At 61.8% G+C, this 13,726-nt stretch carries 15 protein-coding genes; 10 read left to right on the forward strand and 5 right to left on the reverse strand.

Features of this window, described 5'->3' with window-relative positions:
- Positions 1 to 24 precede the first annotated feature (24 nt).
- A complete protein-coding gene (locus NKH89_RS13890; RefSeq protein ID WP_023719028.1) occupies positions 25 to 249 on the forward strand; it encodes a hypothetical protein in 225 nt (74 codons plus the stop codon).
- Between the two features lie 100 nt (positions 250 to 349).
- Here the strand turns inward: NKH89_RS13890 and NKH89_RS13895 are convergent, their stop codons facing one another.
- Positions 350 to 589, reverse strand: coding sequence for a DUF680 domain-containing protein (locus NKH89_RS13895; RefSeq protein ID WP_352484636.1), 240 nt, complete (start codon positions 587 to 589; stop codon positions 350 to 352).
- Between the two features lie 190 nt (positions 590 to 779).
- Positions 780 to 1,421, reverse strand: coding sequence for a TetR/AcrR family transcriptional regulator (locus tag NKH89_RS13900; RefSeq protein ID WP_352909126.1), 642 nt, complete (start codon positions 1,419 to 1,421; stop codon positions 780 to 782).
- 193 nt (positions 1,422 to 1,614) lie between these two features.
- Between NKH89_RS13900 and NKH89_RS13905 the strand changes: the two genes are divergently transcribed.
- On the forward strand, positions 1,615 to 2,316 hold the full coding sequence (locus NKH89_RS13905) for a hypothetical protein (RefSeq protein ID WP_156948069.1): 702 nt from the start codon (positions 1,615 to 1,617) through the stop codon (positions 2,314 to 2,316).
- Positions 2,317 to 2,343: 27 nt separating this feature from the next.
- Here the strand turns inward: NKH89_RS13905 and NKH89_RS13910 are convergent, their stop codons facing one another.
- Positions 2,344 to 2,838 carry a MaoC family dehydratase gene (locus tag NKH89_RS13910; protein WP_352857436.1) on the reverse strand — a complete coding sequence of 165 codons (495 nt, stop codon included), beginning with the start codon at positions 2,836 to 2,838 and terminating at the stop codon, positions 2,344 to 2,346.
- A gap of 39 nt (positions 2,839 to 2,877) precedes the next feature.
- Positions 2,878 to 3,693, reverse strand: a complete 816-nt coding sequence (locus NKH89_RS13915) for an SDR family oxidoreductase (protein WP_023719033.1) — start codon at positions 3,691 to 3,693, stop codon at positions 2,878 to 2,880.
- 338 nt (positions 3,694 to 4,031) lie between these two features.
- Here NKH89_RS13915 and NKH89_RS13920 point away from each other — a divergent pair, with 338 nt between their 5' ends.
- Positions 4,032 to 4,175, forward strand: coding sequence for a hypothetical protein (locus NKH89_RS13920; protein ID WP_352484631.1), 144 nt, complete (start codon positions 4,032 to 4,034; stop codon positions 4,173 to 4,175).
- Positions 4,176 to 4,209: 34 nt separating this feature from the next.
- Here NKH89_RS13920 and NKH89_RS13925 read toward each other — a convergent pair whose 3' ends face one another.
- The gene (locus tag NKH89_RS13925) at positions 4,210 to 5,037 is read right to left on the reverse strand and encodes a MurR/RpiR family transcriptional regulator (protein WP_023719035.1); all 828 of its coding nucleotides are present in this window, start codon (positions 5,035 to 5,037) and stop codon (positions 4,210 to 4,212) included.
- Positions 5,038 to 5,182: 145 nt separating this feature from the next.
- Here NKH89_RS13925 and NKH89_RS13930 point away from each other — a divergent pair, with 145 nt between their 5' ends.
- The 7 genes from NKH89_RS13930 (at position 5,183) to NKH89_RS13960 (ending at position 13,674) form a co-directional block, all read left to right on the forward strand.
- Complete coding sequence (locus NKH89_RS13930) at positions 5,183 to 6,007, forward strand: N-formylglutamate amidohydrolase (protein ID WP_023719036.1); 825 nt, start codon at positions 5,183 to 5,185, stop codon at positions 6,005 to 6,007.
- Positions 6,008 to 6,029: 22 nt separating this feature from the next.
- Positions 6,030 to 7,598: an amino acid permease gene (locus NKH89_RS13935; RefSeq protein ID WP_352494685.1), complete on the forward strand. Its 1,569-nt coding sequence runs from the start codon at positions 6,030 to 6,032 to the stop codon at positions 7,596 to 7,598.
- Between the two features lie 84 nt (positions 7,599 to 7,682).
- Entirely contained in the window at positions 7,683 to 9,053 is a 1,371-nt protein-coding gene (locus tag NKH89_RS13940; RefSeq protein WP_352494686.1) for a glutamine synthetase family protein, read from the forward strand.
- A 137-nt stretch (positions 9,054 to 9,190) separates the two neighbouring features.
- A complete protein-coding gene (locus tag NKH89_RS13945; RefSeq protein WP_352494687.1) occupies positions 9,191 to 10,579 on the forward strand; it encodes an aldehyde dehydrogenase family protein in 1,389 nt (462 codons plus the stop codon).
- A gap of 42 nt (positions 10,580 to 10,621) precedes the next feature.
- The gene (locus NKH89_RS13950) at positions 10,622 to 11,113 is read left to right on the forward strand and encodes a DUF2569 domain-containing protein (RefSeq protein WP_352494688.1); all 492 of its coding nucleotides are present in this window, start codon (positions 10,622 to 10,624) and stop codon (positions 11,111 to 11,113) included.
- A 37-nt stretch (positions 11,114 to 11,150) separates the two neighbouring features.
- Entirely contained in the window at positions 11,151 to 12,323 is a 1,173-nt protein-coding gene (locus tag NKH89_RS13955; protein ID WP_023719041.1) for an iron-containing alcohol dehydrogenase, read from the forward strand.
- 244 nt (positions 12,324 to 12,567) lie between these two features.
- Positions 12,568 to 13,674, forward strand: coding sequence for an ABC transporter substrate-binding protein (locus NKH89_RS13960; protein ID WP_352909130.1), 1,107 nt, complete (start codon positions 12,568 to 12,570; stop codon positions 13,672 to 13,674).
- The last annotated feature ends 52 nt before the right edge of the window (positions 13,675 to 13,726 follow it).

Genomic DNA, 13,726 nt, shown 5'->3' on the forward strand with positions numbered 1-13,726 from the left:
ACAGCGAGCCGAGGGAGAATGCAAATGCCGTCGAACTCCGCGCCGAAGTTGCCGGCCAAGACGCCGGCCGTGCGCTCTTTCGAACACGAGCAGCGCACTGAGGCGGATGTCGAAGAGGAACTCGAGGAAGGCCTCGAGGATACGTTTCCGGCCAGCGATCCGGTGTCGATCACCGGAACGGCCATTCCCGGCGCGCCGGCAAGACCCGGCAAGGCGAAGAGGGTGGCGGGACAGAAGCGTAAGAAGTGATCTGCACGGCGCGATAAAGCAGGGCTGAGGCCGGCAAGATAGGCGGCCGGAAATTGCTGCCGCCCTTTCGGTTCATCGCCGCATATTATCGCCGGTCGGCTCAGAAGCTGCTGGGCACGATCCACGGGTCGATGCCGATGCCGAGCCTCGGGCCCTTGCTGCCGGCCTTGTGGGTCTCGGTATCGGCATTTTCAAGCGATCCGGTCGGCGCGCAATCGAGCTTCACATCGGTCTTGGTGTCGATGCAGGCCGCTTCTTGCTTGCCTGTCTGATTGCTGCCGGCAATTGCGGCGCCAGAGAGCGCCAGCAGGGCGGCGAGCGTGAGAATTGCCTTCTTCATGATCGGTCTCCGGTTCCAGCTAGTGAATTCGTACATGTACGGTATTGCGTACAGATACGCCCAAGCTGAGGGAGTTCAAGCAAAAATCGTACACGTACGGAGAAATTAGGCGCAGGAATTGCCGGACGCTCGGCACCGGAGCGCGGATCGTTCGGAGAAAGATTTTACAGATCGGGAGGAGCGCCGCTCCTCAGCAGTTGACCGGCGGGCCGAGGGGCGCAATCTCGTGCGCGGCGATGGCTTCGAGCATGATGTCGCCGATCCGTGTGATGAACGTCGTCTGGTCGCCGAACGGGTAGAACGGGAAGGTGATCAGCAGCGAGATGGCGCCGTGGCCGACCGCCCACAGCATGGTGGCGATGGCGCGCGGATCGCCCTTGAGCCTGCCGGCGGCAACGCAGGCCTCGACCCTCTCGATCAGCACTTTCATCGCCGGGTTGCCGCTCTGCATTTCGGCGAACGTCTTGCCGGCCGGCGGCCTGACTTTTTCGGTCATGAAGACGGTGCGGTATTCGTTGGGATTCTCGAGCCCGAAGGCGGCATATTCGACCAGCACCGCCTTGAGCGCCTCGATCGGGTCGTCGGCCGTATGATTTTCGATGTGCCTGGCCAGGGTCTCGAAGGCGTTTTCGGCCAACGCGAACAGGATGTCCTGCTTGTCGGCGAAATAGGAATAGACCGACATCGGCGCATAGCCGACGCGCTTGGCGAGCTTGCGGATGGTGAGGCCGTCATAGCCTTCTTCCTGGACAAGCTTGTGCGCGGCGTCGACAAGTTCGGAACGCAGTTCGGCCTTTTGTTTTTCGCGGCGCTCCTGGACGCTTAGCTGCAATTGTTCGACTGCCTTTAATTACTGATGGCTGGATGCAGCATATATACGCTGTACGACGTCGGGCAAGGGTGGCACGAAGCAGAAGCTTGACGTCACAAAACGATGTAACCCGGCAATAAAGCCGGCAACATCGGACTGTTACAGACAAACGCTAATTCGCGGCTCTGCAAGAATTGTGATCTGGGAGGCCAACATGGCCCTGACTGAGCTTTCGTCCGGCGTGCCGGACGTGAACCCGCTTTCCCATCGCGCCAGGATGGCGCTCAGGCGCGTCGTCATGGTCGCATGGCTGGCGATCGCGCTCGGCTTCGCCATGGAGGCTCTCATTCTGACCGTCAGATTTGCGGCAGGTTCCTACCCGGCGACGACGCTGATCCTGATCGAACTGGCGCAAGGCGTGACCTGGTCGTTCTTCGTCTGCGCCGGCGTCAGCCTCGGCACGGCGCTCGCCAAAGTGCGAGCCTCGCTCGGCGGCCTGATCGCCGCGATCTCGGCACCGCTGGCCATGGGCATCGCCAAGGGGACGCAAAAGGTCATGGTCAGCGCGCTCGACGCGGCGGCAAAGCCGGCCATCCTGTCGCTCACGACGCTGGGCGTCCTGCGGGCGATCGAATACGGGCTGCTCGGCTGGATACTGGCGTCGCTGGCATCGAAGGAAGAACCCCGACCGCTTCATTTCGCGCTGGCAGGCGCCCTGATAGGCGCGGTATTCGGTGGCGGCATCACGGTGCTGACGATTGAGACGGCCGCGGCGAACGACGCTGCTCTGGCACTGCCACAGGCTATCGCAACCGGCCTCAACGAGATCGTGTTCCCAATCGGTTGCTCATTGGTCGTCTACATTGCGCTGCAGGTGAGCCGCCACATGAAGTACGTCGCGGCCGAAGCCAAATAGATTTAGGTTCCCAGGCCCGGATGCCAGTCAAACCGCTTCCGGCTGGCGTTCGATCAGCGTCAGCGTCAGCCAGCGCGCGGTCAGCGCCGGTTTTTTCGAGCCCTCGATCTCGATCGTCACGTCGTGCGCAGTCTGCACCCAGCCCGACGGCCTGACCTTGACATCGGCCAGCACGAAGCGGGTGCGGATGCGCGAGCCGGTTTTCACCGGCGCCAGGAAGCGCAGCGAATCGAAGCCGTGATTGACGCCCATCTTGCTGTTTTCCAGCGGCGGCATGGTTTCGAAGGTCATTGCCGACAACAGCGAAAGCGACAGGAAGCCGTGCGCGATGGTGCCGCCGAACGGCGTCGCGCTCCTGGCGCGCTCCGGATCGCAATGGATGAACTGATGGTCGTCGGTGGCATCGGCGAACTGGTCGATCATGCGCTGCGTGACCACCCGCCATGGCGACACGCCGACTTCCTTGCCGACGTTGGCCAGAAGCACATCGAGACTGATCGGTTCCACGCTGATGTCCTCCATCTTCACCCCCGGCATTTCACTCGCCGGATGGCGTGCGTCTCATTCCTTGAACAATGTCAGCCCGTGTTGCACCGACTGCCCGCCATCGATCGGCAGGATGGCGCCGGTGACATAGCTGCCGGCACGGCTGCACAAATAGAGCGTTGCGCCGGCAATGTCATCCGGTGCGCCGATGCGGCCGATCGGAACGTGGTTGCCGACATGTCTTGCCTGGTCTTCGGTGCCGGTGGCGAAGGCCGTCATCCGGCTCTGGAAAGGGCCGGGCGCAAAGGCGTTGACGGTGATGCGTCGGGCGGCCAACTCGATCGCCAGGATGCGTGTCAGGTGGTGAACCGCAGCCTTCGAGGCCGAGTAGGAGTAAGCGTCTTCGGCCAACGGCTGCGTGCCCATCACCGATCCCAGATTGATTACCCGGGCCGGGTCGGCCTCGCTGGCAGCGGCCTCGAGCAGAGGCAGCAATTCGCGCGTCACATAGAAGACCGCAGTGACGTTGACGCCGAACACCTTGGCCCAGGCATGATAGGGAAAGCTTTCCAGCGGCGCGCCCCAGGAGATGCCGGCATTGTTGACCAGGATATGCAGCCGTTCGGTCCGCGCCCTGACCTCGGCGACAAGCGCTGCAATGCCGGCCTCGCTGGACACGTCGCCGGCGAAACCCTCGGCCCGGCCGGATGCCCCAAGCCCGTTCAGCTCGTCCGCTACCTTGGCGCAATCCTCGCCCTTGCGCGAGGCAATCATCACCGAGGCGCCGGCCCTGACCAGAGCGGTCGCCGCCATGCGGCCGATGCCGGTGGCGGCGCCGGTGACCAGCGCCGTCTTGCCGGCGACTGAGAACAGCTCGTCCAGATAGCTCATCGAAATCCTCCGCGCAGTTCACCGCTGTTTGATGGTGGGTCAAGGAGCGGCTTCGCGTCGCCAAGGCTAGCCGAACTTCGATCACCCTTGCCACGGGTAAAGTAGCTGGAGTGGGGCGATGGCACCCCTTGCGGCTGAAATGGTTAAGCCCCAGCAGCAAGGTGGTCATTCGGCCGTGACATGGGTCGGATGAATGATGCAGCCGTCCCCCTAAGCGAGCACCTTGGCCAGCGGTTCATTTCGCGCGTGAAGCAACTCGTCATTACTCCTCCGCCCAAGCCGCAGGCAGATCTTGAGGACTTGGGACGGTAGCCGAGCGATAGGCAGGACTGACGTTCGTGATCGTGGGGGAGCTATGCCTTCCCGAGGGAGCTGTGGGTAAGAAACAACGCATCGTCCTGTTGGCAGCGGTCTTTGCGTCTGTCTTTGGCGTCTTTTTGCTGATCCTGATCCTGCAGATGGTCAGCCTTTTGGTTGACTAGACCCCAACGAAGACCGTTCGCCCGAAGGGCCGCTTTACCGTAGGCTTTCCAACTCGCGGATGCGTTTGGTGCCGTCGGCCTCGAGCTGCCTTGTGACGGCGCCGATCAGCGTTTCGACGACGACGAAAAGTGCGGCGGATGAGTCCCAGGCCGAAGGCACGGCGGTGCGCCCGGCGATGACGTGGCGGGCGAAGCGGGCGATCGGCGACAGCCACTGGTCGGTAAACAGCACGATCTGCACGCCACGCTGGTTGGCCGTCTCGGCGAAGCGGACAAGGCTGTCCTGGTAGCGCCTGATGTCGAAGATCACCAGCACGTCGCGTTTACCCATGTCGATCAGCCGGTCGCGCCAGACGCTTTCCTGCCCGCCGAGGTGAAAAACGTTGGGCTGGATGATGGCGAGGTGGGCGGCCATGTAGCGCGCCAGCGGGTCGGTGAAGCGGCCACCGATCAGGAATGTCTTGCCGCGCCGGTCGGCCAGCTTGGCGACGATGTCGGCAAGCTGCTTATCCGAAAGGTGCCGGAAGGTCTCGCGCATATTGTCGAGCGTCGCTTCCAGCATCGGCGACACGGCGCTGCTGCCCGGCGATGGCGGATTGAGCGTGCGCGAGGCCGGCGACTGCAATTGCGCCGCCAGTTCGTCTTGCAGCGCCGACTGGAATTCCGGATAGTTCTGGAAGCCGAGCCGGGCGACGAAACGCAGGATCGTCGGCGACGATACGCCGGCGGCAGCCGAGAATTCGGCGACCGTCTTCAGCCCGATCAGCGGATAGCTGGCGATCAGCGTTTGCGCTGCGCGCCGCTCGCCGGCCGGCATGGTGCCGATGCGGTCGGAGATCAGTTCGGCAATGCTGGAAACCATGTTTTTCCCCACCCTGGCCGGGCCGTTACCGCATTATCGAAATCGCGTTTGACAAAGCCGGCCAAACTGTATGAAATCATCCGTAGGGACGCAATGAGGCAAAATACGTAACATACGGTACAGCGCTCCCCGGGGACGGCAGACAATGGAGACAGCACGGCCCGCCAGCCTTGCATCGCCTGAAACCGTAAGGGTGACGAACCCCGGCGGATTGAGCCCTTTCGTGCTAACCTGCGACCACGCCTCCAATTTCCTGCCGCCGGAATTCGGAACGCTCGGACTTGCCGCCGAGGAGCTTTCCCGCCACATCGCCTGGGATCCCGGCGCCTTGCCGGTGGCGCGCCGCATGGCCGAGGCACTCGATGCGACGCTGGTCGAGACCTGCATTTCGCGGCTCGTCATCGACTGCAACCGCCCGCTCGATGCACCGGACCTGATAGTGACGGTCAGCGCCAGCGAAAAAACCGTGGTCCCGGCCAATCAGGGGCTTTCGGCCGATCAGCGGGAGGCGCGCATCGCGCTCGCTTGGCGGCCGTTCCACGACCGGATCGCGACGATCATCGACGAGCGCCTGGCGGCCGGACGGGAGACGCGGCTGGTCTCGGTCCATTCTTTCACCCCGGTCTACAAGGGCGGCAGCCGGCCCTGGCATATCGGCGTTATCCACGACGAGGACCGCCGGCTGGCGGCGCCGCTGATCGCGGCGCTGCAGCGGGTCGCCGGCGTCACCGTCGGCGTCAACGAACCCTATTCGCCGGCCGACCGCGTCTATTTCACGCTGGAACGCCATGCCCGCTCGCGCGGGCTGCCCTGCGCAATGATCGAAATCCGCAACGACGAGATCTCCGGCGCAGCCGGGCAGCGGAAATGGGCGGATCTGCTCACGGGTATTTTTCTCAATCTGGAGCCCGAAGCGGCCAAGGCCTCCAGACCAAGCGCAGTCGGAAAGTCAGTTCAATCGGCCAGCTAAGAAACCAAAAGGGGACTTCAAAATGGTAGCACCGGGTTACAGCGAAGGTGACAAGAAGGAGGACCTGAAAGTTCTCCACGGAATGGGCTATGCTCAGGAACTGTCGCGAAGCATGAGCCGCTTCTCGAATTTCGCGATCTCGTTCTCGATCATCTGCATCCTCTCAGGCGGCATCAATTCCTTCGCGCAGGCGACATCGTCCATCGGTGGCGCCGGCGCTGGTATCGGCTGGATCGTCGGGTGCATGGTTTCGGGATTTTTCGCGCTCGCCATGGCCCAGATCGCCTCGGCATTTCCGACCGCCGGCGGCCTCTATCACTGGGCATCCATTCTGGGGAACCGTTTCACTGGCTGGCTTACCGCATGGCTCAATTTGCTCGGCCTGATCACCGTGCTCGGCGCGATCAACATCGGAACGTCTTTGTTTTTCTACGGGACCTTCGGCGCAGGGCTTACCACCGACGGTGTTGCGTCTCCGGCTCAAGTCGTTGGTTTTGTTGCCATTATCACGGTCCTTCAGGCGCTGTTCAACCATTTCGGCATCAAGCTGACCGCCATGCTGACGGATGCGTCCGGCTTCCTGATTCTCGGAGCGACGGCGGTGCTGATCGTCGCCTGCCTGGTGTTTGCTCCAGCGATCGACATCACCCGGTTGTGGACGTTCACGAACTATTCGGGCGATGCGGGCGGCGGTGTTTTCCCGCAGTCCGATTCCATGACGTATCTCTTCCTGCTCTGCCTGCTGCTGCCGGTTTACACCATTACTGGCTATGATGCGTCGGCGCATACCTCGGAAGAAACGTTGAGGGCGGCGCACTCGGTTCCGCGGGCAATCGTTTCATCCGTGCTCTGGTCGTCGCTGATCGGCTGGGTGATGCTGTGCGCGATCGTGCTGGCAATTCCGGATATGGCGGCAGGCGCCAAGCAAGGGTGGGCCGTGTTCTTCGAAACCATGAACGCGATCTTGCCAGGATGGTTAAGGACACTGCTCTATCTGGCCATCCTGATCTCGCAGTTCCTCTGCGGCCTCGCTACGGTGACCTCGGCCTCGCGCATGCTGTTTGCCTTCTCTCGCGACGGCGGCATGCCGGTCGGTTCGGCCGGGCTCGCCAAAGTCAGCCCAACCTGGCGCACGCCGGTCAATGCCATCTGGACAGCTGCGATCCTCGAGATCATCTATGTCTTTCTTGCCCAGTTCATTTCGATCGGCGGCACCAACATCTACACCATCGTCGTCAATTCGACGCTGGTGTTCCTGTTCCTGTCCTTCACCATTCCGATCGCGCTCGGCATGATGGCTTTCGGAACGGCGAAATGGCCGAATCCCGGCCCATGGAATCTCGGTGCCGGCCTGTTCAAGCTGTTTTGCATCCTGTCGGTCATCGGCATGGCGATCATCTTCTACATCGCCATCCAGCCGCCGAACGACAAAGTGCTCTATATCACCCTGGGCTTCATTGTACTGACTGCGGTGCTTTGGTTCGGTTTCGAGAACCGCCGCTTCCAGGGTCCGCCCATCGGCGACCAGATCGCGAAGCGCCAGGCGGCGATCAAGGCAGCCGAGATAGCTGTCGGCGAAGCCGGCGCCTGACGCTCTCTCATGACCATGGCCGGCATCGCGCCGGCCATGGTTTCATTCCCTTTTCAAAACGACTAGCGCTGGAGTGCCGTAAGAATGGCCGGAAATTTCTCGTTCGATCAGTTGAAGCAAGCGGTCTCCAGCGGCGAGGTCGACACCGTGCTGGCCTGCATCGTCGACATGCAGGGGCGGCTTGCGGGCAAGCGGTTCCTGGCCCGGTATTTCGTCGATTCCGCGCATGACGAGACGCATGGCTGCAACTATCTGTTGGCCGCCGACATCGATATGGAACCGGTGCCCGGTTACAAGGCGGCGAGCTGGTCGAAGGGTTATGGCGATTTCGTCATGAAGCCGGACCTTGCGACGCTGCGGCGCATTCCGTGGCTGGAGAAGACGGCGCTGGTGATCTGCGACGTGCTCGACCACCATACCCATGACGACCTGGCGCATTCGCCGCGCGCCATGCTGAAGAAGCAGGTCAAGCGGCTGCAGGAACGCGGCTATATCGGCTATTTCGCGTCCGAGCTCGAATTTTATCTGTTCAGCGAGACCTACGATTCCGCCCGCAGGAAGCACTGGCAAGGCCTCGAGACGGCATCGCCCTATATCGGCGACTACCAGATCGGCATCACCACCAAGGAAGAGGGCGTCATGCGCCGGCTGCGCAACGAGATGGAGGCGGCCGGCATCCCGATCGAGAATTCCAAGGGCGAGTGGGGTCCCGGCCAGGAAGAGATCAATGTTCGCTATGCCGAGGCGCTCGACATGGCCGATCGCCACGTCATCCTGAAGAACGGCGCGAAGGAAATCGCCGAGTCCGAAGGCAAGGCGATCTCGTTCATGGCCAAGTACAATTACGGACTCGCCGGCAATTCCAGCCACATCCACAATTCGCTATGGAGCGCCGACGGCAAGACGCCGTTGTTCTACGACAAAAATGCTGAGTGGACGCTGTCGACACTCGGCCAGCAATGGGCGGCCGGCCAGCTCAAATATGCCAAGGAATTCACCTGGTTCCTGGCGCCCTACATCAACTCCTACAAGCGCTTCCAGGCCGGCACCTTTGCGCCGACCAAGATCATGTGGAGCGAGGACAACCGCACCGCCGGTTTCCGTCTTTGCGGCGAGGGCACCAAGGGCATCCGCATGGAATGCCGCATCGGCGGTGCCGATTTGAACCCCTATCTGGCTTTCGCCGCGCTGATCGCGGCCGGGCTTGCCGGCATCGATGAAAAGCTTGAACTGCAGAAGCCCTTCGTCGGCGACGCCTACCAGGCCTCGCAGTTGCCTGAAATTCCAAAGACATTGCGCGACGCTACCGCGACGCTGGTGGAATCGAAGATGCTGAGGCAGGCACTCGGCGACGATGTGCTGGAACATTACGTCCACACGGCACACTGGGAACAGTTCGAATACGACCGCCGGATTACCGACTGGGAACTGCACAGGGGGTTCGAGCGGTATTAAATGACCTGGCAACGTCGGCGCCGCCCGCCCCTCACCTTTACCCGCTCTCTGTGAAGAACGGGGCCAACGCCGGTGTTTCGTCCCTTCTAGAGCGGCGTCACCAACGAGAATTATTGTAGAATGTGAGGACCCAAGGCATGACCGAAACGGTCAAGATAAAATCCCCCATCGACGGTTCGATCTATGCCGAACGGCCTCTGGCCACGGACCAGGCGATCGGTGCCGCGGTCGAACGTGCCAAGGCGGCGCAGGAGAAGTGGGCGCAGACGCCGGTCGTCGAGCGCGGCAAGTACATGCTTGCCATGCTGGAAGCGCTGGTCGCCATGAGCGACGAGATCGTGCCGGAGATCGCCTGGCAGATGGGCCGGCCGGTGCGTTATGGCGGTGAGTTCGGCGGCGTCAAGGAACGCGTCAGCTACATGGTCGAGATCGCCGAGGCGGCACTGAAGCCGGTCATGGCTTCCAACCCGAAGCACGGCTTTCGCCGCTATGTGAAGAAGGTGCCGCTCGGCGTGGTCATGGTGATCGCGCCGTGGAACTATCCCTATCTCACTGCCGTCAACACGATCGTGCCCGCGCTGATGGCGGGCAGCGCCGTCATCCTCAAGCACGCGGCACAGACATTGTTGGTCGGCGAACGGTTTCAGCAGGCGTTCGACAGAGCCGGCCTGCCCAAGGGCCTGTTCCAGAACCTCGTTCTGAACCATGCGCAGACCGAAAGGCTGCTCGGCTCCGGCAAGATCGACCATGTCAACTTTACCGGCTCGGTCGCCGGCGGCCGCGCCATCGAAAAGGCGGCGGCGGGCACCTTCATGACGCTCGGCCTCGAGCTTGGCGGCAAGGATCCGGCCTATGTGCTGCCGGATGCCAAGATGGACCATGCCGTTGCCAATCTGGTCGACGGCGCCTTCTTCAATTCCGGCCAGTGCTGCTGCGGCATCGAGCGCGTCTATGTCCACGAGAAGGTCTACGACGAATTCGTCGAAGGCTTCATCGCCGAGACCAGGAACTACGTCGTCGGCAATCCACTCGACCAGGCGACCACTATGGGGCCGATGGCGCAGGCGCGCTTCGCCGACCTGATCCGCGAGCAAAAGGCGGAGGCGCTACGCAAGGGCGCCAAGGCGCACATCGACATGAAGGTGGCTAACGACAGGCAAGGCTCGCCCTATCTGGCGCCGGAAGTGCTTACCCAGGTCGACCACCAGATGAGCGTGATGCGCGAGGAAAGCTTTGGCCCGATCGTCGGTATCATGAAGGTGCGCCACGACGAGGAGGCGATCGCGCTGATGAACGACAGCCCCTATGGGCTGACGGCCTCGATCTGGACGCGCGACACGGACCATGCGGCGGCGATCGGCGATCGCGTCGAGACCGGCACCGTGTTCATGAACCGCTGCGACTATCTCGATCCGGCGCTGGTCTGGACCGGCGTCAAGGACACCGGCAAGGGCGCGGCACTGTCGGCCATCGGCTACGACAATCTGACCAGGCCGAAATCATACCATCTGCGCGAGGTGATCTAAGGTGGCGATCGGCAAGCCAACGATCGCTGTTGAGAGGGAGTAATGGCGGATACGCAACAATCGGCGCTGCCGGATCGTGAAGGTCCCGAGGGTATCGGCGGTTGGCTTGTCCTGCCGATGCTCGGGTTGATGCTCACCCCGATACTAGGGTTGGTACAATTGCACAATACCGACTATCTCGGCATGTTACAGAACTGGCAGGCCTTCAGTTTGTCCCAAGGTGTGCTGATTGTTGTCGAATTGGTGATATCCGGCATACTAAACCTTACGGCCCCGGCCCTATTATTGTTCTTCATGTTCAAGCGCTGGCAGATATTCCCCGGCTGGTACATGATTTGGGCATTCGCGATGCCGATATATTCCGTTGTCGATTCATGGGCCGGGTATCTGGCTTTTCCCGACAGCTTTCCATCGCTGGACGATGCGTTCGATAAAGAAACGATGCGCGACATTTACCGTTCGGTCTGGGCCGCAGCCATCTGGATTCCGTACATGATGCGGTCAGACCGTGTGGCCAATACCTTTGTGAATTAACAACAGCCGAGAGCATGAAAGCAGTCAGAAGGTCGAAATGACAAAACTCGTTTCCAAATGGAATTACCCGACGACCGTCCGCTTCGGCGCCGGACGCATCAAGGAACTGCCGGAGGTGCTGGCGGCGACCGGCATCAAGCGGCCGCTGTTCGTCACCGACCCGGGACTGGCCAAGCTGCCGGTGGTGGCCTCGACGCTGAAGATCCTCGACGACGCCAAGGTGCCGTATGGCGTGTTTTCCGAGGTCAAGCCGAACCCGGTCGATTCCAACCTGACCGCCGGCATCGCCGTGTTCAAGAAGGGCAAGCATGACGGCGTCATCGCCTTTGGCGGCGGCTCGGCACTCGACCTCGGCAAGCTGATCGCCTTCCAGGCCGGGCAGACGCGGCCGGTCTGGGATTTCGAGGATGTCGGCGACTGGTGGACGCGCGCCGATGCCGATGCGATCGCGCCGATCATCGCGGTGCCGACCACGGCCGGCACCGGCTCGGAGGTCGGCCGCGCCGGCGTCATCACCAATGAAGCGACCCACACCAAGAAGGTCATCTTCCATCCGAAACTTTTGCCGGCGATCGTCATTGCCGATCCGGAACTGTCGGTCGGCATGCCCGGTTTCATCACCGCCGGCACCGGTATGGATGCGCTCGCCCACTGCCTCGAAGCCTATTGCGCGCCGGGCTATCACCCGATGGCCGACGGCATCGCCGTGGAAGGCATCAGGCTGGTCTTCGAAAACCTGCCGAAAGCCTATGCCAACGGCAAGGATCTGGTCGCCCGCGCCAATATGATGAGCGCCGCCGCCATGGGGGCCGCCGCCTTCCAGAAAGGGCTTGGCGCCATTCATTCGCTGTCGCATCCGATCGGCGCGCTCTACGACACCCACCACGGCATGACCAACGCAGTGTTCATGCCCTATGTGCTGGCCTTCAATCGCGAGGCGATCGAGCCGCGCATCGCCCGGCTCGCCGCCTATTGCGGCATCAAGGGCGGTTTCGACGGCTTTGCCAAGGCGATCGTCAAGCTGCGCAAGGAGCTCAAGGTGCCGCACGCGCTGCCCGGCCTGATCAAGGGGCTCGACATGGACAAGAAGCGCAAGGGCCTGATCGCCGACATGGCGGTGGTCGATCCGACCGCCGGCGGCAACCCGGTCAAGCTGACCAAGAAGGCGGCGCTGACGCTGCTGGAAAACGCCATCGCCGGCGCCGTCTGAGGCAACTTCAGCATTGCAAATCCATTTGGGAAAAAAGAGGCGAAGAAAGGGGGAAAGGATGAAAGGCAAGGCCGAAACTAGTTAGCCGGAAAAATAACGGCGTAGCGATTGCTACAGCCGGTTAAAAAGAGTTTACTTTTTCGTACTGCAGGGCATCGCTTTCACAAAGCTTTCATCTGGCTGTCACACGAAAACGATACCGCATCGCAGGCGTCCAACGGCGTCAGTTCAACGGAGAGAACACATGTTCAAATTCACGGGAAAACTGCTTTCCCTTTCGGCCGTCGCCCTGATGGCGACCTCTGCCATCTCGTCGGCCCAGTCCATGGATGAACTGGTCGCCGCAGCCAAGGCGGAAGGCCAGCTCACCACGATCGCGCTGCCGCACAGCTGGTGCGGCTATGGCGACGTCATCGCCGGCTTCAAGGCAAAATATCCGGGGATCACCGTCAACGAACTCAATCCCGATGCCGGCTCCGGCGACGAGATCGAGGCGATCAAGGCCAACAAGGACAATAAAGGCCCGCAGGCGCCTGATGTCATCGACGTCGGCCTGTCTTTCGGCCCGTCCGCCAAGGCAGATAACCTGATCCAACCCTACAAGGTGTCGACCTGGGATACGATCCCTGACAGCGCCAAGGATGCCGATGGCTTCTGGACCGGCGACTACTACGGCGTGCTCGCCTTCGGCGTGAACAAAGCCGTCGTGCAGAACGCGCCACAGGACTGGGCTGACCTGCAGAAGCCGGAATATGCCAACTCGGTGGCGCTCGCCGGTGACCCGCGCACGTCGAACAACGCCGTCATGTCGGTCTACGCTTCGGGCCTCGCGGCTGGCGGTACCGGCGGCCAGGACGCCGCCGCCAAGGGTCTGCAATTCTTCAAGCAGCTCAACGATGCCGGCAACTTCGTGCCGGTCGACGCTGAAGCGGCAGCCGTCGCCCAGGGCACGACGCCGATCGTGATGAACTGGGACTACAACCTGCTTGCCATGCGCGACAAGATGGCCGGCAATCCGGAAATCGAAATCGTCGTGCCAAAGGGAGCGGTGGTCGCAGGCGTCTACGTTCAGGCGATCAGTGCCTATGCGCCGCACCCGAATGCCGCCAAGTTGTGGATGGAGTATCTCTATTCGGACGAAGGCCAGCTCGGTTGGCTGAAGGGCTACTGCCACCCGATCCGCTTCAACGATCTCGCCAAGAAGGGCGTGATCCCGAAGGAGATGCTGGACAAGCTGCCGGCCGCCGAGAACTATGAAAAAGCGGTCTTCCCTACTTTGGACGAACAGAACGCTGCCAAGAAGGAAATCAGCACGAACTGGGATGCCATCGTTGGCGCCGTCGTGAAGTAATTCATAGGGCGCTGGGCGGTTCGCCGCCCGGCGCCCTATGCCAACTTCGGGA

The organism is Mesorhizobium sp. M0923, from assembly GCF_040319365.1.
In the GTDB taxonomy this organism is placed as follows: Bacteria; Pseudomonadota; Alphaproteobacteria; order Rhizobiales; family Rhizobiaceae; genus Mesorhizobium.

What these genes read in the sequence shown, in the direction of transcription:
- NKH89_RS13945 (WP_352494687.1), top strand. Translation starts at nt 9,191, where the DNA reads ATGACCGAAACGGTCAAGATAAAATCCCCCATCGACGGTTCGATCTAT.
- NKH89_RS13940 (WP_352494686.1), top strand. Translation starts at nt 7,683, where the DNA reads ATGGCCGGAAATTTCTCGTTCGATCAGTTGAAGCAAGCGGTCTCCAGC.
- NKH89_RS13960 (WP_352909130.1), top strand. Translation starts at nt 12,568, where the DNA reads ATGTTCAAATTCACGGGAAAACTGCTTTCCCTTTCGGCCGTCGCCCTG.
- NKH89_RS13895 (WP_352484636.1), bottom strand. Translation starts at nt 589, where the DNA reads ATGAAGAAGGCAATTCTCACGCTCGCCGCCCTGCTGGCGCTCTCTGGC.
- NKH89_RS13905 (WP_156948069.1), top strand. Translation starts at nt 1,615, where the DNA reads ATGGCCCTGACTGAGCTTTCGTCCGGCGTGCCGGACGTGAACCCGCTT.
- NKH89_RS13890 (WP_023719028.1), top strand. Translation starts at nt 25, where the DNA reads ATGCCGTCGAACTCCGCGCCGAAGTTGCCGGCCAAGACGCCGGCCGTG.
- NKH89_RS13910 (WP_352857436.1), bottom strand. Translation starts at nt 2,838, where the DNA reads ATGGAGGACATCAGCGTGGAACCGATCAGTCTCGATGTGCTTCTGGCC.
- NKH89_RS13930 (WP_023719036.1), top strand. Translation starts at nt 5,183, where the DNA reads ATGGAGACAGCACGGCCCGCCAGCCTTGCATCGCCTGAAACCGTAAGG.
- NKH89_RS13935 (WP_352494685.1), top strand. Translation starts at nt 6,030, where the DNA reads ATGGTAGCACCGGGTTACAGCGAAGGTGACAAGAAGGAGGACCTGAAA.
- NKH89_RS13915 (WP_023719033.1), bottom strand. Translation starts at nt 3,693, where the DNA reads ATGAGCTATCTGGACGAGCTGTTCTCAGTCGCCGGCAAGACGGCGCTG.
- NKH89_RS13950 (WP_352494688.1), top strand. Translation starts at nt 10,622, where the DNA reads ATGGCGGATACGCAACAATCGGCGCTGCCGGATCGTGAAGGTCCCGAG.
- NKH89_RS13925 (WP_023719035.1), bottom strand. Translation starts at nt 5,037, where the DNA reads ATGGTTTCCAGCATTGCCGAACTGATCTCCGACCGCATCGGCACCATG.
- NKH89_RS13955 (WP_023719041.1), top strand. Translation starts at nt 11,151, where the DNA reads ATGACAAAACTCGTTTCCAAATGGAATTACCCGACGACCGTCCGCTTC.